The organism is Ochrobactrum sp. 19YEA23 (assembly GCF_029909865.1).
In the GTDB taxonomy this organism is placed as follows: Bacteria; Pseudomonadota; Alphaproteobacteria; order Rhizobiales; family Rhizobiaceae; genus Brucella; species Brucella gambitense.
Genome location: NZ_JASAMQ010000011.1, coordinates 89,928 through 108,375 on the forward strand (window position 1 = coordinate 89,928; position 18,448 = coordinate 108,375).

Below are 18,448 nucleotides of genomic sequence, written 5' to 3' on the forward strand. Positions count from 1 at the left end.
CAAGTTTGGTTTTAATATGAAACCATTTTGCTTGTAGCGAAATAAGTTTTATATTGCAACCAAATTGACTGGATGGAGTGAAGATGGTTCGCAAGAAAAGCCTGAAAGGCGACTATTGCCCCAGTGCGCGGGCGCTGGATGTGATCGGCGACTGGTGGTCGCTGCTGATCGTGCGCGAGGCCTTTGACGGCGTGACGCGCTTCAGCGCTTTTCAGAAGAATCTGGGCATTGCGCGCAATATTCTGGCCGAGCGTCTGCGCAAGCTGACTGGCGAGGGCATTCTGGAAAGCGTGCCCGATCCCAATGGCGGTGCTCATCAGGAATATGTGCTGACTGCGAAAGGGCGCGATCTTCTGCCGGTCGTGGTCGCCTTGCGGCAATGGGGCGAGAAGCATCTCTTCGCGCCGGAGGAGCCGCATTCACGGCTGGTCGACAGTGTGTCGGGTCAGAATATTGCCAAGCTCGACGTGCGCGCACAGGACGGGCGCATACTTTCTGTCGATGATGTCGTTCTGATCAAGGTCCGAGAAGACGATCTGTGAGTATCAGCTCTGGCGTTCGGCGATGAAGCGTGCGGCCTGCTTGAGAATATCGGCATCCTTGCCGAAAGGGGCGAGCAGGCTTTCCGCCTGAGCGACAAGGCCCGACAGTTGTTTGCGCGTCCAGTCGATGCCATGCAGCGCCACAAGCGTCGCCTTGCCGGCAGCGGCATCCTTGCCCGTCGCTTTGCCCATTGCAGCAGCGTCTGCCGTTACGTCCAGAAGGTCGTCGGCAAGCTGGAAAGCCAGACCAATGGCTGAGCCAAATTCCGCCATGCGTTCGCGATCTTCGCGGGAGGCGTCGGCGATGATCGCCCCTGCCTCACAGGCAAAGCGGATCAATGCGCCGGTCTTCATCGCCTGAAGCGTGATGATGCCAGCTTCGTCCGGCTTCTTTGTCTCGGCCATCAGGTCGAGGGCCTGTCCGCCCGCCATGCCGCCAAGGCCGGAGGCGCGGGCAAGGGCGGAAACCAGTTGTACGCGCACGGACGGATCGAGATCGGTCTCGTCAGAGGAGACAATGTCAAAAGCGTAGGTGAGGAGGCTGTCGCCCGCGAGAATCGCAGCCGCTTCATCAAACGCCTTATGAACTGTCGGTTGGCCGCGGCGCAGATCGTCATCGTCCATCGCCGGAAGATCGTCGTGAACGAGCGAATAACAATGGATGCATTCCAGCGCTGCCGCGACCCGCAGGACGGCATCGCCGCTCTTGCCAAACAATGCAGCGCTTTCCACAACGAGGAACGGACGCAGTCTTTTGCCACCATTCAGCACGCCGTGACGCATGGCGGCGATCAGCCGTTCCGGTCGGGCGATCTCGCCGGTGCGAAGGCGCTCATCAAGAAGCCCGATCAGCATCGTTTCCACTTCGTGGGCGCGACGGTTCAGGGCATCGGTGAATTCGACAGTCACATGTTCCATGAGATCGGCATGGACGAAAGCGCTAATTTGGTCAACTGGGCATATCGATCAGCACAGGCTTTTTCATCAGACGGTCATCAAACGATATGTTTCCGGCTTGTTTCCAACGCAGGATTATGGAATCGGGTTCTATATTATTAAAGAATGGTTTATGTCGCTGGGGGAGTACATCAGGCGGTGGGCGTGGCCAAAATCATCTTAAAGAGCAAAAACGGTCGCAATTATCTGGCCGATCCCGTGTGGGGGCGTCGGATTGTTCTGGCGTTCCGGGTTTTGCTGGTGCTGGCGGTGTTGCCGCTCTTTCTCCTCCTCGTCTATTCAATCCCCTTCGTGCGCCCGGTCTCAATGCTGATGGTGAAGGACTATGTCCTGTTGCAGAATGTTGATCGGCGCTGGGTGAGCATCGACGATATTTCGCCGAATGTGATCAATGCGGTGATGATGGCGGAGGACGGCCAGTTTTGCAGCCATGGCGGCGTGGACTGGCATCAGCTGAGCATTGTGCTGGATGATGCCGGTGAAGGCGGTCCAAGCCGGGGTGCATCCACCATTACCATGCAGACGGTGAAGAATCTCTTCCTGTGGAATGGGCGTTCTTTCATCCGCAAGGGGCTGGAATTTCCGTTGGCGCTGGCGGCCGATGCGATCCTGTCCAAGCGCCGGATCATGGAGATCTATCTGAACATCGCTGAGTGGGGCCCGGGAATTTACGGTATTGAAGCCGCTGCACAGCATTACTTCAAGCGACCGGCGGCAAAGCTCAACGCGCAGCAGGCAGCGCTTCTGGCTGTGACCTTGCCCAATCCGGCACTGCGCAATCCGGCGAAGCCGACGCGTAACATGCAGCGCATTGCGCGCATCGTTGCCGGTCGCGCGGTACGCTCCGGTCCCTATGTGACCTGCGTACAATAAATGCGAGTCATGAAAAAAAGATCAGACTCCGACTGGTCAAAGCCAGCAAGAGCGTGTATAGGCACCTGACTTTCCGGAATTTTGTCCGCTGTGACAGGCTCCACCGGGGCCGTGCCGGACGTTTATTGACCGATCAGTGGAGCTGGATCCATGGCAGTACCTAAAAGAAAAACGTCTCCGTCGAAGCGCGGCATGCGCCGTTCGGCTGACGCTCTGAAGGCCCCGACTTATGTCGAGGACAAGAACTCGGGCGAACTTCGTCGTCCGCATCATATCGATCTGAAGAGCGGTATGTATCGCGGCCGTCAGGTCCTCGAAGCTAAGGAATAGGTCTGACGCTGCGGTTTACTGCAGCTTAGCAGACAGGTTTCAAAAACGCCGTTTCCGGGAAACCGGAAGCGGCGTTTTCTTTTATTATCTTTCGGAATTTTAGAGAAATAGAGAATAAATTCTTTCCGTTTAATATTCCTCAAGCGGTTTGCCAAATTTACGCCCCAATTATCGTATTGCTCAATGTTGTATATTAATAAATTTTTAACGGTATTTATCAAATGGATGATCTAATCAAGGCAATTATATCGAGTTCCGATGTTTCATTTAGATCTGCGTCTTCGCTATTTAATGTTATACATAATACTGATTATTCCGGTACTTTTTCAAAGTATATGTCCGATACGCCTATATTGGATGGACGATTGGATGAAACCAGTGCAAACGCAATTATACATTTCGCCGACAAAAACTTACGATAATAGATCAAAAATAAAGGCCGCGAGTATTTCGCGGCCTTTCTCATTTTAGGCTCAGCCTGCGTCTGCGGTGAAGCCTGCCGTTTCTATGCCAGCAATGGCGACAGTTTCATCATTGTCGGACGTATCTCCCGAAACCCCGACAGCACCGACAATTTCTCCATCGCTATTCTTGATGATGACTCCGCCGGGCACAGGAACGATTTTGCCGCCGGAAACGCTGGAAAGGCCTTCCAGAAAATGCGGGCGGTCCTTGGCCTGATTGTGCAGCCAGCGCGAGCCGGTTCCGACCGCCAGAGCGCCAAAGGCTTTACCGGACGCGATTTCGAAGCGAAGGATCGACGTGCCGTCCTGACGCTGAAACGCCTTGAGATTGCCGCCAGCATCGAACACCGAGACGGCGAGCGGCTTGAGCTTCAGATCGGCGGCCTTGGCAAAGGCTGTTGCAATGATGGAATTGGCCTGATCGAGCGTGAGTTGGACCATCGGAAATCTCCTGTTTCAATGCAGCCATTTTAGCGTCTGGGGGATGATCCGCATCCGCTAAAGTAGCTCCGTTCAGGAGAAACAGCTTTTCGCTTTGCCGCGGGTTTGTGATGTAATCCTTGCCAAGGCGGCCTTTTTGGTTTTTCTCTGTCGCAACAGTTTGTCACGGAGGAATAGCATGACTGCCGCAACCGATCCGAAAGCCATCGTTATCGCCAGCGCCGCTCGCACGGCAGTGGGGTCCTTCAACGGTGCTTTTGCCACTGTGCCTGCCCATGAACTGGGCGCAACCGTGATCAAGGCGGCGCTGGAACGGGCGGGCGTTGCTGCTGACGACGTCGATGAAGTTATTCTTGGACAGGTGCTGACGGCAGGCGAGGGGCAGAACCCGGCGCGTCAGGCCGCAATGGCGGCGGGTTGCCCGAAAGAAGCAACGGGCTTTGCGATCAACCAGCTTTGCGGCTCCGGCTTGCGCGCTGTTGCGCTCGGCATGCAGCAGATCCAGTCCGGTGATGCGAAGGTTATCGTCGCTGGCGGTCAGGAATCCATGTCCATGGCGCCGCATTGTGCGCATTTGCGCGGCGGCGTGAAAATGGGCGACTTCAAGATGATCGACACCATGCTCAAGGATGGCCTGACCGATGCGTTCCACGGCTACCACATGGGGATCACCGCAGAAAACATTGCACGCCAGTGGCAATTGACCCGCGCCGATCAGGATGAGTTCGCGCTCGGTTCGCAACAAAAGGCAGAAGCCGCGCAGAAGGCCGGAAAGTTCGAGGATGAAATCGTCCCGTTCACGGTCAAGACGCGCAAGGGCGACGTTGTCGTTTCTTCGGATGAATATATTCGTCCTGGCGCGACGATCGAAGCGCTGACCAAGCTGAAGCCTGCCTTCGACAAGGAAGGCACCGTGACAGCGGGCAATGCATCCGGCCTGAATGACGGCGCTGCGGCTGTTGTGCTTATGGAGGCCGAGGAAGCAAGCAAGCGCGGCGTGAAACCGCTGGCGCGTATCGTCTCCTGGGCAACGGTGGGTGTTGATCCGTCGATCATGGGCACGGGCCCGATCCCGGCAACCCGCAAGGCGCTGGAAAAGGCTGGCTGGACGATTGACGATCTGGAACTGGTGGAAGCCAATGAAGCTTTCGCCGCACAATCCTGCGCCGTTGTTCGCGATCTTGGTCTCAATCCGGAGATCGTCAACGTCAATGGCGGCGCGATTGCCATCGGTCATCCGATTGGCGCGTCAGGCGCGCGCGTGCTGACAACGCTGCTTTATGAAATGAAGCGCCGGGATGCCAAGCGCGGTCTGGCGACGCTCTGCATCGGCGGCGGCATGGGCGTTGCCATGTGCGTCGAGCGGGACTGATCCGCGTCCCAACTGGTTTTATCTTTCGGGCAGGCTGTGGGTTTCCGCAGCCTGCCTTTTTATGTCCGCAATGAGAGGCTTGATGGCGAATGCAGACGGGGAGGGTTCCGCTTGAACATTCAAAGGTTAACGCCAAACGGCTTCTCTGTCCGGTTTTCGGGTGTATCGTTGCGTCAATCGATGTTCCAATATGGTGCGATTGGGCAAAAGCCTACCAGATGTGGTGAGAACAAAGAGAGAAAATTGATCAATCACCGATTCGTCGCCGATTCGTTCCGGCTTTGGCCTGAAGGTTAACGAAAATGGCTCTCTCGGCTTGATTTCTGATAACCAACTATTAGGAATTGTTAAGTTTTCTTTAAGCTGCTCAGAGTGCTGTCATTGGCTGTTGACGCGCTTCTGGCAAAAGTTAACGGCGATGGCGTTCTGTTCTGTTTATGTCGGGACGTCGCATCTATGAGATTCAGCATATGGTGGCTATCGACAATCCGGTTACCATATGTTGCCGTGAACAAAAGGCGAAGGAATCAGAGTCAGCGATTCGTAGCCGATTCGTTCCAGAGTCGTTCTATTCGTTAAATCGGGTCGTTCGCTAAGATCGGCCATTTGTAAAAAATATCGGGCTGCCTATCTTAAAAACGCGGGTGGTTCAAACTTAACAGGAGCGCTTTCGGCCAAGGTCGTATAGTGCTATCGCAAGACACGACAATCGGCCTCCCAATTGCACGTTGGGGTGCCTGCACCGGGAATTCTATTATTGGCATGAATCAACGCCCTGCCCATGATTTGCCGCTGACCCTGAGCGGCCGCGACGTGACTGCGGTGCTGGGGCCAACCAATACCGGCAAAACCCATCTCGCAATCGAGCGTATGCTGTCGCACGGGAGCGGCATGATCGGCCTGCCGCTGCGCCTTCTGGCGCGCGAGGTCTATAATCGTGTCGTGGAGCGGGTCGGCGTGACCAATGTCGCGCTGGTCACCGGCGAGGAAAAGATCGTTCCGCCCACCGCGCGCTATTCCGTTTGCACTGTAGAAGCCATGCCACGCCGCACCGATGTGGCATTCGTCGCCATCGACGAGGTGCAGCTCGCGGGCGATCTCGAACGCGGGCATATTTTCACAGACCGCATTTTGCATCTGCGCGGACGGCAGGAAACGCTCCTGCTCGGTGCCGCGACCATGCGCACCATTCTGGAAAAGCTCCTGCGCGGCATTAATGTGGTGACACGCCCGCGCCTGTCGCATCTGGCCTATGCCGGTTCCAAGAAGATCACGCGCCTGCCGAACCGTTCGGCCATTGTCGCTTTTTCCGCCGATGAGGTTTACGCGATTGCCGAGCTGATCCGTCGCCAACGCGGCGGGGCTGCTGTGGTCATGGGCGCTTTGTCTCCGCGCACGCGTAACGCGCAGGTCGAGCTTTACCAGTCGGGCGATGTGGATTTTCTGGTGGCGACCGATGCCATCGGCATGGGCCTCAATCTCGACGTCGATCATGTGGCCTTTGCGCAGAACCGCAAGTTCGACGGCTATCAGTTCCGCGATTTGACGCCTGCCGAAGTGGGGCAGATAGCCGGTCGCGCCGGTCGCCATCTGCGCGACGGCACATTTGGCGTGACGGGACAGGTGCAGCCCTTCGACGACGAGCTGGTCGAGCGAGTAGAATCGCATAATTTCGATCCAGTGAAAGTGCTGCAATGGCGCACGGAGCGTTTCGACTTCTCGTCGATTGAAGCCTTGCGCCGCTCACTGGAAACGCCAGCGCCGATTGAGGGGCTTGCCAAGGCTTTGCCGGCTGTCGACCAGCAGGCGCTTGAAAATCTGTCGAAAGACGGAGAGATTGTGCGCCTCGCGACAACGCCGGCGCGTATTGAACTTTTGTGGGATGCCTGTGCACTCCCGGATTATCGTAAGATCGCACCGGCACAACATGCCGATATCATTGCGTCTATCTATCAGGATCTAGTGCGCCGAGGGAGCGTCGATGAAGATTATATGAGCGAACAGGTGCGCCGCGCCGATAGTACAGAGGGGGAAATCGACACTCTGTCGCACCGCGTGGCGCAAATTCGAACCTGGACTTTTGTGTCGCATAGGCCCGGTTGGCTTGCCGATCCGACACACTGGCAGGAAAAGACGCGCGAAATAGAGGACAGATTGTCCGACGCGCTGCATGAAAGGTTGACGAAACGCTTTGTAGACCGCAGGACAAGCGTGCTTATGAGGCGCCTGAGAGAGAATGCCATGCTTGAAGCAGAAATCAGCCCGGCCGGAGACGTGAGTGTCGAAGGCCACAATGTTGGGCAACTGGAAGGATTCCGTTTCACCGCCGACGTCCAGGCCGAGGGGCCAGACGCGAAGGCAGTGAAGACGGCTGCGCAAAAGGCGCTGGCCGCCGAGTTCGATCGCCGTGCGGAGCGCTTTGCGGCTGCTCCTAACGGAGACTTCGCGCTTGGTTCGGACGGTGTCTTGCGCTGGGTCGGTGCGACCGTTGCAACTTTGGTTGCAGGCGACGACATTCTGAAGCCGCGCACGGTGATCCTTGCCGACGAACAGCTTACTGGTCCCGCACGGGACAAGGTCGCTGCGCGCATCGACCGTTTCGTGGCGCATCACATCGAAACCGTTCTGAAGCCCCTGACTGATCTTGCCGGCGCCGACGCGCTGACCGGCATGACGCGCGGTCTGGCTTTCCAGATTGTCGAGAATCTCGGCATTCTCCAGCGCCGTGAGGTGGTGGAGGAAGTGCGTGGTCTCGATCAGGATTCGCGTGCGGCGCTCCGTCGTCTCGGCGTGCGTTTCGGTGCTTATCACGTCTTCATGCCCATGCTGCTGAAGCCGGCTCCCGCCGGTCTCATCACGCTGCTCTGGGCCTTGAAGAACGATGGCCGCGAGCGTGCCGGTTACGGCGATGTGGTCAATGTTCTGGCCGCTGGTCGTACGTCTGTCGTCGTCGATCCGGCTTTCGATCCGATGTTCTATCGTCTGGCAGGCTATCGCGTGCTTGGCCGTCGTGCGGTTCGTATCGACATTCTGGAACGTCTTGCCGATCTCATCCGTCCGGCTCTGGCCTGGCGTCCGGGTTCGGGTGCTCGTCCCGATGGCGCTTATGACGGCGGACGTTTCATCGTCACGCCTGCCATGATGTCGATCCTCGGTGCGACCACCGAAGACATGGAAGAAATCCTCAAGAGCCTGGGTTATCGCCATGAGGCGATGGAAGCAGCCGATGTTGCAGCCAAGCTTGCGGAACTGGATGCCTTTGCAGCCGAAGCTGCTGCCAAGGATGCAGGCGCTGCCGTTTCCGCTGTTGCAGCGGAAGCTGAAAAGCCTGCCGTGCCCGCAGCAGAACCTGTGCCTGCACCGGTTGTCGCTATTGAAGTGAAGGCGGAAGAGCCAGCACCATCTGCAGAAGCTCCCGTTGCTGAAGCTGCTGCACCTGCCGGTGACGCGGTTGCGGAAGAGCCGAAGCCGGTTCTCCTGTGGCGTCAGGGCCGTTTCGAAGGTCGTAACCGCAATCAGGAACAGAACAACCGTCAGCGTCATGGTGGCCAGAACAATCGTGGTCAGCAGGGCGAGGCGCGCAAGTCCGAAGGCGGCGACGAGCAGAATGCACGTGGCGGCAAGCGTTTCGACAAGAACAAGCGTCACAATCATGACGGTGAAGGTCAGGGCAAACGCGAAGGCTTCAAGGGTAAACCCCGCGACGGCGGCGGTCGTGATCGTCAGCCAAAGCGCGAGCATGGTGCCCCTCATGGCGCATCGCAGGGCAACAAGCGCTTCGAGCAGGAACGCCCCGCACGGATCGATCCCGATTCGCCGTTCGCCAAGCTTCTGGCTCTCAAGGAGCAGATGAAGAAGTAAGATGACCGGTGAACCGAGCGGAAGACAGCGTATCGATAAGTGGCTGTTTTTCGCGCGCGTGGTCAAATCAAGATCGCTGGCGGCGAAACTCGCCGTCGGCGGCAAAGTCCGGGTCAACCGCGACAAGATTGATCAGGCTGCACATCAGGTGAAAGTCGGCGATGTGCTGACCGTTACGCTTGATCGCCGCATCCTTGTTTACAAGGTGCTTCTGCCCGGCGAGCGCCGCGGCCCTGCACCGGAAGCCCAGCTTCTCTATCAGGATATGTCACCCCCTCCGGTATCTTCGACCGATCCGGCAGTCACAGCCCTGCCGCAGCGTGAGAGTGGTGCTGGACGTCCCACCAAGAAAGAACGTCGCGATACGGACCGCCTGCGCGGGATTTGATCCGGACGTGTTGCCGCAGCCCCAAAAGTGGCAGCGATGGAAATTGCGCTCCAAGGCGCTTTGACGAAAGTGTTTTCTACGCTTTCAGGTTGAGACGAAATGCGGTTTCCGCCATTTGCGCGATGCTTACAATGCGGCGATTGCACCCTTGTCAGAGCGCAATAAAATCGTTACCTCACGCTGTGTCACGAAGGACATGACGATAAAAGGGGTCATCCGATCCGCTATCGTTTCCATGGACCGTGACGTCGTGGCGAGATATTTCATGACATAGCCATTCCCATGGCCTGTCGAATATCGGCGCAAAACACCAGGATAGATAAACCACCCCTCGGGAAGAGGGGCGGTAACAGGAGTTCGACGATGACCTATGTCGTGACCGATAATTGCATTCGCTGCAAATATACGGACTGCGTCGAGGTCTGTCCGGTCGATTGCTTCTACGAAGGCGAGAACATGCTCGTCATCAATCCTGACGAGTGCATCGACTGCGGCGTGTGCGAGCCGGAATGCCCTGCTGAAGCCATCAGCCCGGATACCGAGCCTGGCCTCGACAAGTGGCTGGAACTCAATACGGAATATGCGGCGAAGTGGCCGAATATCACCGTCAAGAAGGATGCCTTGCCGGAAGCCAAGGAAATGGACGGCGTCACGGGCAAGCTCGAGAACCATTTCTCCCCGGAGCCAGGCAGCGGCGACTAAGCCCTGACCTGCCTATCGTCTTGTCATCGCATGTAGATTAGCATTGCCTTGCACTTGCTTTTTCTACATGAAGGCGGCAAAAGACGAATAAAATCACGGGAAAGCACCGGCAAAACAGGTGTATTAGGTTGCCAGACGGGACATATCTGGCAATTTGTTGATTCTTTCGCGAAATTGTGTTAGCCTGCACCAATAATTTCGGTGACTGGACGTCAATTCGTGGCGCAAATGCGTTTTTCTCAGAAAGGCTGATGTTTTTTACCGGGCTAAAATTGGCACCGGGGTGGATGATTGCGATCAAACGCAAGGTCCTGAAAAGTTGTTGGCTTCTCAGGACGGTTTTATGCGCCGCAAAACCATTCCGTTTCTGCTCCTTTGCTTGCCCGATAGAGAAAATCTGCCGTTAGAGGCGTTTCCGGTCATCGCATTTTGCAGTCAGTTGGAAAACATCTGACGCCGCATAAATGCGCCTTAACAGCGGCTTGGAGCGCCGGTCTGCTTTCGTCAGATCGACATCTGCTCCGGTGCCGACAACAGCTTCCGTGCTTTGTAGAAGCGCGGTCGAAGATCATGTGTCAACCGGCGGGTCGCGCCGGGCACAACAGGGAGTATTGAAGCGTATGTCATCCCAGCAGAAAAAACCCGCAATCCGTGGTGGTTTCAAGACCGGTGAGTCGATTGTGTATCCGGCTCATGGCGTTGGTCAGATCGTAGCGATCGAAGAGCAGGAAGTGGCTGGTCACAAGCTTGAACTTTTCGTGATCGATTTCGAAAAAGACAAGATGCGTCTGAAGGTACCGGTCGCCAAGGCCGCAACCATCGGTATGCGCAAGCTGTCTGAAACGGATTATGTGGAGCGTGCTCTGAAGGTGGTGCAAGGTCGTGCCCGCGTAAAGCGTACCATGTGGTCGCGCCGCGCACAGGAATATGATGCGAAGATCAATTCCGGCGACCTGATCTCTATTTCGGAAGTTGTGCGCGATCTCTATCGTGCTGAAAACCAGCCGGAACAGTCCTATTCCGAACGCCAGCTTTATGAAGCTGCTCTCGACCGCATGGCTCGCGAAATCGCAGCCGTCAACAAGCTGTCGGATACCGAGGCTGTCCGTCTCATCGAAGCCAATCTCGCCAAGGGACCCAAGCGCGGCAAAGCCGATGCTGAAGCCGACCTTGAAGATGATGAAGTTGAAGCTGCATAAGTTTCACTTTTCTCGATGTTTTAAAAAGCCCGGCGAAAGCCGGGTTTTTTATTTCGGCTGTGTTGAAGCACTGTCCACTCCGATCGGATGTTGTTGCCGGCTAAATTAAATTGCTTCAAACTTGAATGATTTTCTAAATCAATCATTTACCTCACCCGACTTTTGTCAGCGTTGTCAGAGATTTATACTTTTCGAAGGGAACCGGATCGCTTTTCGCGCGTTGTGCAAGACACCAGTTCGTAATGGGTTTGTTTTGCGGCGTTCGAACGTGTGCCTCAAGACTGTCCAAAGAGGGCGTTCTGAACGACTTTTGTTAGTGTTCAATTGTTCTTCGCGTAACTGGCATATCCTTCAGCCTGACATCCGGAAGGGTGTCGGTTCAGAACAGGAGAACCAGATGAAGCCGTCATCAATAAGCAGTTCTTCCGCAGTTCCCGCACATCGCATGCCTCCGGCTGCGCGTAATCTCCCAACGCCAGCCTCGTCCTCCCAATCCATGATCCGCAGCGCAATGTCGGCTCCTTATCTGGAGCGCGAAGAGGAGCGGGCTCTCGCCATTCGCTGGAAAGAATTGGAAGATCAGGATGCCCTGCATCGCATCACCTCGGCGCATATGCGTCTGGTGATTTCCATGGCCGGGCGTTTTCGCAAGTTCAAGCTGCCGATGAACGATCTTATTCAGGAGGGCTATGTCGGCCTTCTGGAGGCAGCCGCCCGTTTCGATCCGGACCGCGAGGTCCGTTTCTCGACCTATGCATCCTGGTGGATCCGCGCATCGATGCAGGACTATATTCTGCGCAACTGGTCCATCGTTCGCGGTGGTACAAGCTCTGCCCAGAAAGCTCTGTTCTTCAATCTCCGCCGTCTGCGTTCCAAGCTTGCTCAGGCCGACGACACCATGAGCAAGGCCGAAATCTATCGCGAGATTTCAGATCAGCTGGGCGTTTCGGCCACCGATGTGGAGTTCATGGACAGTCGCCTGTCTGGTCCAGACAGTTCCTTGTCTGCGCCGGTCAATAATGATGAATCCGGAGCATCGCGCCGTATGGACTTTCTCGTCGATGATCATCCGCTTCAGGATGAGGTTGCCGAAAGCTCCATAGATATGGAACGCCGGAACCAGTGGCTGCATGTCGCGCTGCACTCGCTCAATGAGCGTGAGCTGCACATCATCCGCGAGCGTCGTTTGGACGATGATGGCGTGACACTGGAAGCGCTGGGCGAAAAGCTTGGTATTTCCAAGGAACGTGTGCGCCAGATCGAAAGCCGTGCACTGGAAAAGCTCAAGATCGCGCTGCTCAGCCAGCACGAACTGGCGGCCTATCAGGCTTGAGGGCCGGGTATTTACGACAATCAGGCAGCGCAAGAAAAGGGGCGGTTGGACCGCCCTTTCTTTTTGTCAGTCAGGACTTGTCGCCGTCGAGACGGTTAGTCCAATCTTCGACCTTGCGGTTTTCCAGCCGACGGACGGCATAACGCTTCCAGCCATCGGCCAGATGCGGGATTTCGGCCATGAGCGCCAGCTCGTCGTAGTTGAGCATATCGACATAAAGCAGATGCCAGACGCGATGGAGCGACCATTCAGGTGAAAGGCGTTCAACCAGCACCATGCTGTCGCCGGTCTGCGCTTCACCTTCTTCCAGCACGCGATAATACCAGCCAGTTCTCCCGGTCTTCTGGACGCGGATCGCCATGTCGGGCGTCTCGAAACGCGCATTGAGTTTCCAGCACGGCTGACGCCCTTGCGAGACCTCGATCAGCGCCGTGCCGAAGCGGAAACGGTCGCCGACAGCGACATTGTGCTCATCAAGACCGGTGGTGGAAATGTTTTCACCGAAAGCGCCAGCTGCGCCGAGGCGGTGATTGTCGCCGATATCCGTGCGCCAGACGGCGTAATGGTCGTGAGGATAATGATGCAGGGCCTTCTCAGGCCCGCCATGCACCTTGCGGTCGCCTTGCTCATCGCAATCGAGGCCGACCAATGTCACGCGGACCTTGCCGGTAACAGGGCGCTTGTCGATAGCGCTCGGCGCGTGACGTGGGCCGAGTGGGGCAATCTGGCCTGCAAGCAATGCGTCGATACGGGTTTCCATATTACTCACTGATGATTTTCACGCGGTCGCCGACGGAGACAGTCGCGCCCGCTGGCATGGCGTTGAGCAGGCGGAACAGTTCAAGCTTGCGTGTCGTGCCCTGAACGCGTGACGACAGGCTTGCCATAGTGTCACCCGGCTTCGCCGTCACAACACGGATGCGCAGCGGCTTGATGGCGTTCTGCTCGGCAGGCGTGAGAAGGCGGAAAGACTGCGTCACCGTCTGCGAGGCCGGAAGCAGTGCGTTGCTGCCTTTCGGCGCTGCGGTCAGGAAGCGATAGACCTTGTTGTTTGCGCCAATCACCACGATGTCGAACTGCCAGCGGTCGGCAGCCGCGCGCGCGGTTGCGGCTGGCAGTCCGTTGATGGTTGTTGCCTGAATGGAGCTTTCGTCCAGACCTGTCACCCAGCCCGACTTGATATAATCGGTGAGGCTGGAACCGGATGGCAGGGAAGCGCCGTCGAAACGGATTGCCACTTCCCCCGGACCACTCGCCATCACCGCCGTGGCGGAATTGTCGATGGTGAAGCCTTCGGGCGCACGGAACGTCACACCGAGCTTCGGGTGAATGAAGGTCTGTTCGCGAATATAGCCCTCATTGGGCGAGTCGCCGTAGAGCAGCCCGTCTATGCCATCGAGGAACGAATCGCGGTCGGTTGTGCCGACACCCGGTGCGCCGATGCGGCGGGCATGGCCAAGCGCCAGTTCGATGCGTTGCGGGGTGGCGGGGTGGCTTGCGAGGAAGTCGAGGCTGGCATCGGTCGCACCCGACACCGAACGGAAACCGGTATAGGCCTCCATCGATTGCAGGAAACGCGCTGAGGCGAACGGGTCATAACCCGCTTCGCCGATCATCTTGATACCGATAGCGTCGGCCTGCAGTTCCTGATTGCGCGAGAACTGGGCAAGGCGCAGCTTGCCGCGAATAAGCGCTTCACGGCTGGCGGATTCATTATGCAGCACTTCGCTGGCCACACGACCGGCGATTTCGGTCTCCGCTTCCTTTTCCTGCCGCAGAATGCCGTGATTGGCAACGACATGGCCCATTTCGTGAGCGATGACGGCTGCGACTTCCGAGGAATCATTGGCGAGCGCAAGCAGGCCGCGCGTCACATAGAGATAGCCGCCGGGCAGGGCGAAGGCGTTGATGTTGGGCGAATCGAGAATGGTGATGCGGTAGGTCTGATCCGGCTTGTCGGAAACGGTCGTGAGCTTGCCCACGATCTTCGCGACCATGCGCTCCAGCCGCTGATCCTTGTATTCGCCGCCATAGGTGGCGAGGATGCGCGGATGCTGTTGTGCGCCGATTTGCGCCAGCTTGTCGTTGCGCGTCACATTGTCGACCGTCACCGGATTATCCGATGGCTGCAAGCCGAGATCCTTGCTGGAATTGATCGACTGGCACCCGGAAATCAGGGCGACAGCAAACAAGCCAAAACCCACGGCTGTTTTCCGCCAATTGCTCTGTGTCCGTTCTGGCAGGGAGACTGGAAGACACAGGGAGGCCCGGATACGGGGCTTGTGACGGAACAGTATTTTATCCTCGCGATTCATACATCATCAGGTCGTCCGCAAATCTAGTCACAGTCTGGCAGACGTACAAGCGGCCCGGTAAAGTTGAATACGGTTCTTCCGGGGGATTGCGAACAAAATATGTCCGTTACCGTAACTCTATTTGAGATTAGAGCATTTCCAGCAAAAGTGCGAAGCGGTTTTGCGTCGGACAATGCGGCGTAAAAAAAGATAGAGCGGTTTCAACGATTACATCACAACAGAAGCCGCTCTATCGTCTTTTATCACCGATATAGCGCCGGAGCGCTTCAGGTCCAGTCTCCGACAGAAGGTCGGAAGCGTGGCCTTGCGCCGCAACCTCACCATTTTCGATGAACAGCAATTGCGCATCGAGATAGAGCGCATCTTCCGGCGTATGGGTGACCATCAACACGGTCATGCCGGTTTCACGGCGCAGTCCGTCGACGAGATCGAGCATCTGATGTCGCAATGCGGGTCCAAGCGAAGCAAAGGCTTCGTCCAGCAACAGCACGGGACGTTCACGAACAAGCGCACGGGCAATCGCCACTCGCTGGCGTTCGCCGCCGGACAGGGCTTCGGGCTTGCGCTGTTCTTTATCCCTGAGACCGACACGGGTGAGCGCGTCGGCAATGGCGGCGCGGTCGCTATCCGTCAGTTTCAGGTTCGGCGAGCGACCGAGGCCGACATTTTGCGCCACAGTCAAATGGGCAAACAGATTGTTTTCCTGAAACACCATCGAAACCGGTCGTTCCGGCGGCGGAAGACGCGTCACATCGACACCGCCAATGGCAATCATGCCCGATGAAGGCGTCTCGAAACCGGCAATGAGGTTCAGGAGCGTGGATTTGCCCGAGCCGCTCGGCCCGACAATGGCCGCAATAGAACCGCCCGCAATAGCCAGGTCGAAGCGCATTGCGGTTTCGCCATAGCTGAAACGCACGTCGGTGAGGCGGATGTCGGCGGAAGCAGTCATGAAACGGAATTCTCTTTCCGGGATGTGGCGGCGCGGTCGGCAAGCATCATCAGGCCGAGGCAAAGAAGCCCCAGAATGAGCGCCAGACCGGCAGCATCGAATGTGCGGTAACTGCCCATGCGCTGCAAGAGAAGATAGGGCAGGGTCAGAAGCGCATCGCTGCCGAACAGCGCGATTGTGCCGAGGTCGCCAATGGAAAGCGCCATGGCAAAGGCGAAAGCCATGCCAAAAGGTCTGCGGATCGACGGCCAGTCAATGAGCCGAAGCCGATTGAGGCCATGAATGCCAAGCTGGGCACAGAGCCGATTGTGACGCGCAGCTGCCGTATCCCAGGCCGGGCGCAATAGCCGGACCGCGAAAGGCATAGCCATAGCAGCGTTGACGGTTACCACCATCACCGGCGCGATGGCGAAAGGATTGGTGAAATGGCGCAGCAGGATGAACCATCCCGCGCCGATCACGATAGGCGGCATGACGAGTATCAGGCTCGCGCCCGTATCGAACAGGCTGGCTATTTTGTTGTTTCTGACTGCTTCCCGGGCCGAAACGAGCGCCAGCGAGAGAAGCACTGAGAGCGTTGCCGCAGAAAAACCGAGCGCAAGGCTGGTGCCGATGGCGCGCCAGACTGTCGTTTCGCTGAGCAGGCGGGTGAGGTCGGCAGCAAGGCCGGACACGACCACGCCTGCAATTGGCAAGGCGACATAAAGAAAACCGATGAGAATGGCGGTGATGTTGAACAGGCGTTCACCCCGCGCAGGCCTGCCGTAGCGGCGCGGTGCTGCCGTGTGGGTAAAGCCTTCTTCTGAAGGACGCCCGGTCAGGCGCAGGGCCAGCAGGATCAGCAAGGTCAGGCCGAGCTGGGTGACGGTGAGCGCCACCGCGCGCGCCGGGTCGAAATCAAAATGCAGGCTTTGATAGATCGCCACTTCCAGCGTTGTCGCGCGCGGACCGCCGCCGAGCGTCAGCACAGTAGTGAAGCTTGTCACGCATAGCATGAAGATCAGCCCCGCCATGCCGGGCAGGCTGCGGCGGATAACCGGCCATTCGATCAGCCGAAAACGGGCGCGATTGCCCATGCCAAGCTGGGCCGCCAGTTTCCAATAATCGGCGGGTATCGATTCATAGGCAGCGAGAATGAGCCGCACCGCCAGCGGCATGTTGAAGAACACATGCGCGATCAAAATGCCCGTAATGCCATAGATATCCGGCTGGAACGAGTGGCCCGCAGCGTCCGACATATGGGCGATCAGGCCGTTTCGACCGTAAATGCTGGTAACGCCCAGCACGGCCACAAGGGCAGGCAACGCGAGCGGCAGAGCGAACAGCCGCAGAATAAAACCCCGCCCGGGAAAATGCGCTTCCGAATGCAAGGCGCGCGCAACGGGAATAGCAAAGGCAACCGAAAGCAGGCTCGACGCGATGGCCTGTGCGATAGTGAAACGGGCGGTTCGCCAGAGATAGGCATCGAAATTTGCGGCGGCATCGAAGCCGCCGCTGGCTTCAAAGGCAAGCGCGATGAGCGCGCCACCGGCAAGCACGACAAGAAAAGCCAGCGCCAAAGCCCCCGCGACGGGTTTCATCGCGGGGGCGGAGCTGGTGTTTTTGCCTGCCGGAGTGCCGATCATTTGCTGGTGGCTGCCAGCCATTCATCGACCCAGGCCTTGCGGTTCTTCGCAACCTCGTCGGATGGAATGAGCAAGGTCTTTTCCGGCTTCGGCAATGCGTCGAAAGCGGCGGGAAGCGGCGTCGATGTCTTGCCTGCCGGGAACATCCAGTTGGTTTCCGGGATCACATCCTGAAAGCCGGGGCCGGTCATGAAGGACAGGAACTTCTGCGCCAGCGGGTTCTTGGCGCCAGTCGTCGTCTGGGCGGCCAGTTCGATCTGGAGGTAATTGCCTTCCGGATAGGCCAGCGCCTTATAGCGATCTGTCTTCTCCGCGATGACATGATAGGCTGGCGAACTGGTATAGGAGAGCACCATCGGTGCTTCACCCTTGGTGAAGAGGCCATAGGCTTCCGACCAGCCAGGCGTGACGGTGAGAATGCGCTTCTGCAATTTCTGCCAGGCATCGCCCGCCTGATCGCCATAGACGGCTTTCATCCAAAGCAGTATGCCAAGACCCGGCGTCGAGGTGCGCGGATCCTGAAGCACGATCTTCTGCGACGGGTCCCCTTCGACCAGTTCTTTCAGGCTCTTGGGCGGATTGGGCAGCTTTTCCGAATCATAGACGATGGCGAAATAGCCATAGTCATAGGGCACGAAAATATCGTCCTTGAAATCCCCCGGCACGCTGACATTGCCAAGATCGATGCCGCTTGGCGCGAAGAACCCGCTGGCGCGCGCTTCGGTGGTGAGATTGGTGTCGAGGCCAAGCACAATATCGGCCTTGGTGTTGCCACCTTCAAGCTTCAGCCGGTTGAGCAGCGCGACGCCGTCTGCGGAAGCGACCCAGTTGATCTCGCAGTCGCATTCCTTCTCGAAGTTTTCCTTCACCTTGGGGCCGGGGCCCCATTCGGAAATGAAACTGTCATAGGTGTAGATGGTAAGCTTGTCTTTAGCTTGCGCTGCGGGCGCGAGACTCACCGCTGCCGCAAAAGAGAAGGCCAGCAAAGATAACAGCCGCATAACGGCACGTCCTTTCATCAAGTTAAAAGGATATAGCGCCGCTTGGGGTCTGGAGCACAACCGTAACCGAAAAGCTGCAACTTTTCGGGATCG

Annotated in this window: 17 protein-coding genes; 9 read left to right on the forward strand and 8 right to left on the reverse strand. The window is 57.3% G+C overall.

Annotated elements, in window-relative coordinates; genetic code table 11:
• Positions 1–83 precede the first annotated feature (83 nt).
• Positions 84–542 carry a helix-turn-helix domain-containing protein gene (locus QBD01_RS22130; protein ID WP_138786439.1) on the forward strand — a complete coding sequence of 153 codons (459 nt, stop codon included), beginning with the start codon at positions 84–86 and terminating at the stop codon, positions 540–542.
• Between the two features lie 3 nt (positions 543–545).
• Here QBD01_RS22130 and QBD01_RS22135 read toward each other — a convergent pair whose 3' ends face one another.
• Positions 546–1,460 (reverse strand): polyprenyl synthetase family protein, encoded by a 915-nt coding sequence (locus tag QBD01_RS22135; RefSeq protein WP_182521783.1) that lies wholly within the window; start codon positions 1,458–1,460, stop codon positions 546–548.
• Between the two features lie 183 nt (positions 1,461–1,643).
• Here QBD01_RS22135 and mtgA point away from each other — a divergent pair, with 183 nt between their 5' ends.
• Entirely contained in the window at positions 1,644–2,372 is a 729-nt protein-coding gene (gene mtgA / locus QBD01_RS22140; RefSeq protein WP_182521705.1) for a monofunctional biosynthetic peptidoglycan transglycosylase, read from the forward strand.
• Between the two features lie 150 nt (positions 2,373–2,522).
• Positions 2,523–2,702 carry a 50S ribosomal protein L32 gene (gene rpmF, locus QBD01_RS22145; protein ID WP_006467787.1) on the forward strand — a complete coding sequence of 60 codons (180 nt, stop codon included), beginning with the start codon at positions 2,523–2,525 and terminating at the stop codon, positions 2,700–2,702.
• Between the two features lie 473 nt (positions 2,703–3,175).
• Here the strand turns inward: rpmF and QBD01_RS22150 are convergent, their stop codons facing one another.
• Positions 3,176–3,607, reverse strand: coding sequence for a heme-binding protein (locus QBD01_RS22150; RefSeq protein WP_280994549.1), 432 nt, complete (start codon positions 3,605–3,607; stop codon positions 3,176–3,178).
• A gap of 178 nt (positions 3,608–3,785) precedes the next feature.
• Here QBD01_RS22150 and QBD01_RS22155 point away from each other — a divergent pair, with 178 nt between their 5' ends.
• The 3 genes from QBD01_RS22155 to QBD01_RS22165 all read left to right on the forward strand — a co-directional run bounded on the left by QBD01_RS22155 (position 3,786) and on the right by QBD01_RS22165 (position 9,228).
• Positions 3,786–4,979: an acetyl-CoA C-acetyltransferase gene (locus tag QBD01_RS22155; protein WP_280994550.1), complete on the forward strand. Its 1,194-nt coding sequence runs from the start codon at positions 3,786–3,788 to the stop codon at positions 4,977–4,979.
• A gap of 762 nt (positions 4,980–5,741) precedes the next feature.
• Positions 5,742–8,840, forward strand: a complete 3,099-nt coding sequence (locus QBD01_RS22160) for a helicase-related protein (protein WP_280994551.1) — start codon at positions 5,742–5,744, stop codon at positions 8,838–8,840.
• Position 8,841: 1 nt separating this feature from the next.
• Entirely contained in the window at positions 8,842–9,228 is a 387-nt protein-coding gene (locus tag QBD01_RS22165) for an RNA-binding S4 domain-containing protein (RefSeq protein ID WP_280994552.1), read from the forward strand.
• A 126-nt stretch (positions 9,229–9,354) separates the two neighbouring features.
• Here the strand turns inward: QBD01_RS22165 and QBD01_RS22170 are convergent, their stop codons facing one another.
• Positions 9,355–9,495 carry a hypothetical protein gene (locus tag QBD01_RS22170; RefSeq protein ID WP_280994553.1) on the reverse strand — a complete coding sequence of 47 codons (141 nt, stop codon included), beginning with the start codon at positions 9,493–9,495 and terminating at the stop codon, positions 9,355–9,357.
• A 96-nt stretch (positions 9,496–9,591) separates the two neighbouring features.
• Between QBD01_RS22170 and fdxA the strand changes: the two genes are divergently transcribed.
• The 3 genes from fdxA (at position 9,592) to QBD01_RS22185 (ending at position 12,462) form a co-directional block, all read left to right on the forward strand.
• Positions 9,592–9,930, forward strand: coding sequence for a ferredoxin FdxA (gene fdxA, locus QBD01_RS22175; protein ID WP_078339526.1), 339 nt, complete (start codon positions 9,592–9,594; stop codon positions 9,928–9,930).
• A 620-nt stretch (positions 9,931–10,550) separates the two neighbouring features.
• Entirely contained in the window at positions 10,551–11,129 is a 579-nt protein-coding gene (locus QBD01_RS22180) for a CarD family transcriptional regulator (protein WP_078339525.1), read from the forward strand.
• 397 nt (positions 11,130–11,526) lie between these two features.
• Positions 11,527–12,462 (forward strand): RNA polymerase factor sigma-32, encoded by a 936-nt coding sequence (locus tag QBD01_RS22185; protein WP_280994554.1) that lies wholly within the window; start codon positions 11,527–11,529, stop codon positions 12,460–12,462.
• Positions 12,463–12,532: 70 nt separating this feature from the next.
• On the opposite strand, the gene QBD01_RS22190 is transcribed toward QBD01_RS22185, so the two are convergent.
• The 5 genes from QBD01_RS22190 to thiB form a co-directional block, all read right to left on the reverse strand.
• Positions 12,533–13,222, reverse strand: a complete 690-nt coding sequence (locus tag QBD01_RS22190; protein ID WP_280994567.1) for an MOSC domain-containing protein — start codon at positions 13,220–13,222, stop codon at positions 12,533–12,535.
• A gap of 1 nt (position 13,223) precedes the next feature.
• The gene (cdlP, locus tag QBD01_RS22195; protein ID WP_280994568.1) at positions 13,224–14,705 is read right to left on the reverse strand and encodes a cell division protease CdlP; all 1,482 of its coding nucleotides are present in this window, start codon (positions 14,703–14,705) and stop codon (positions 13,224–13,226) included.
• Between the two features lie 301 nt (positions 14,706–15,006).
• Positions 15,007–15,729 carry a thiamine ABC transporter ATP-binding protein gene (gene thiQ, locus QBD01_RS22200; protein ID WP_280994555.1) on the reverse strand — a complete coding sequence of 241 codons (723 nt, stop codon included), beginning with the start codon at positions 15,727–15,729 and terminating at the stop codon, positions 15,007–15,009.
• Positions 15,726–17,354, reverse strand: coding sequence for a thiamine/thiamine pyrophosphate ABC transporter permease ThiP (thiP, locus tag QBD01_RS22205; RefSeq protein WP_280994569.1), 1,629 nt, complete (start codon positions 17,352–17,354; stop codon positions 15,726–15,728). Before thiP ends, thiQ begins: the two co-directional genes overlap by 4 nt.
• A complete protein-coding gene (thiB, locus tag QBD01_RS22210; RefSeq protein ID WP_280994556.1) occupies positions 17,351–18,355 on the reverse strand; it encodes a thiamine ABC transporter substrate binding subunit in 1,005 nt (334 codons plus the stop codon). Before thiB ends, thiP begins: the two co-directional genes overlap by 4 nt.
• Positions 18,356–18,448: the final 93 nt, after the last annotated feature.

Bases quoted from the DNA above. Each gene is read 5' to 3' on its own strand.
- QBD01_RS22130 (WP_138786439.1), top strand. From the start codon at position 84: ATGGTTCGCAAGAAAAGCCTGAAAGGCGACTATTGCCCCAGTGCGCGG.
- QBD01_RS22160 (WP_280994551.1), top strand. From the start codon at position 5,742: ATGAATCAACGCCCTGCCCATGATTTGCCGCTGACCCTGAGCGGCCGC.
- QBD01_RS22155 (WP_280994550.1), top strand. From the start codon at position 3,786: ATGACTGCCGCAACCGATCCGAAAGCCATCGTTATCGCCAGCGCCGCT.
- rpmF (WP_006467787.1), top strand. From the start codon at position 2,523: ATGGCAGTACCTAAAAGAAAAACGTCTCCGTCGAAGCGCGGCATGCGC.
- fdxA (WP_078339526.1), top strand. From the start codon at position 9,592: ATGACCTATGTCGTGACCGATAATTGCATTCGCTGCAAATATACGGAC.
- thiB (WP_280994556.1), bottom strand. From the start codon at position 18,355: ATGCGGCTGTTATCTTTGCTGGCCTTCTCTTTTGCGGCAGCGGTGAGT.
- QBD01_RS22165 (WP_280994552.1), top strand. From the start codon at position 8,842: ATGACCGGTGAACCGAGCGGAAGACAGCGTATCGATAAGTGGCTGTTT.
- QBD01_RS22150 (WP_280994549.1), bottom strand. From the start codon at position 3,607: ATGGTCCAACTCACGCTCGATCAGGCCAATTCCATCATTGCAACAGCC.
- QBD01_RS22135 (WP_182521783.1), bottom strand. From the start codon at position 1,460: ATGGAACATGTGACTGTCGAATTCACCGATGCCCTGAACCGTCGCGCC.
- thiP (WP_280994569.1), bottom strand. From the start codon at position 17,354: ATGATCGGCACTCCGGCAGGCAAAAACACCAGCTCCGCCCCCGCGATG.
- QBD01_RS22190 (WP_280994567.1), bottom strand. From the start codon at position 13,222: ATGGAAACCCGTATCGACGCATTGCTTGCAGGCCAGATTGCCCCACTC.
- thiQ (WP_280994555.1), bottom strand. From the start codon at position 15,729: ATGACTGCTTCCGCCGACATCCGCCTCACCGACGTGCGTTTCAGCTAT.
- QBD01_RS22180 (WP_078339525.1), top strand. From the start codon at position 10,551: ATGTCATCCCAGCAGAAAAAACCCGCAATCCGTGGTGGTTTCAAGACC.
- QBD01_RS22185 (WP_280994554.1), top strand. From the start codon at position 11,527: ATGAAGCCGTCATCAATAAGCAGTTCTTCCGCAGTTCCCGCACATCGC.
- QBD01_RS22170 (WP_280994553.1), bottom strand. From the start codon at position 9,495: ATGAAATATCTCGCCACGACGTCACGGTCCATGGAAACGATAGCGGAT.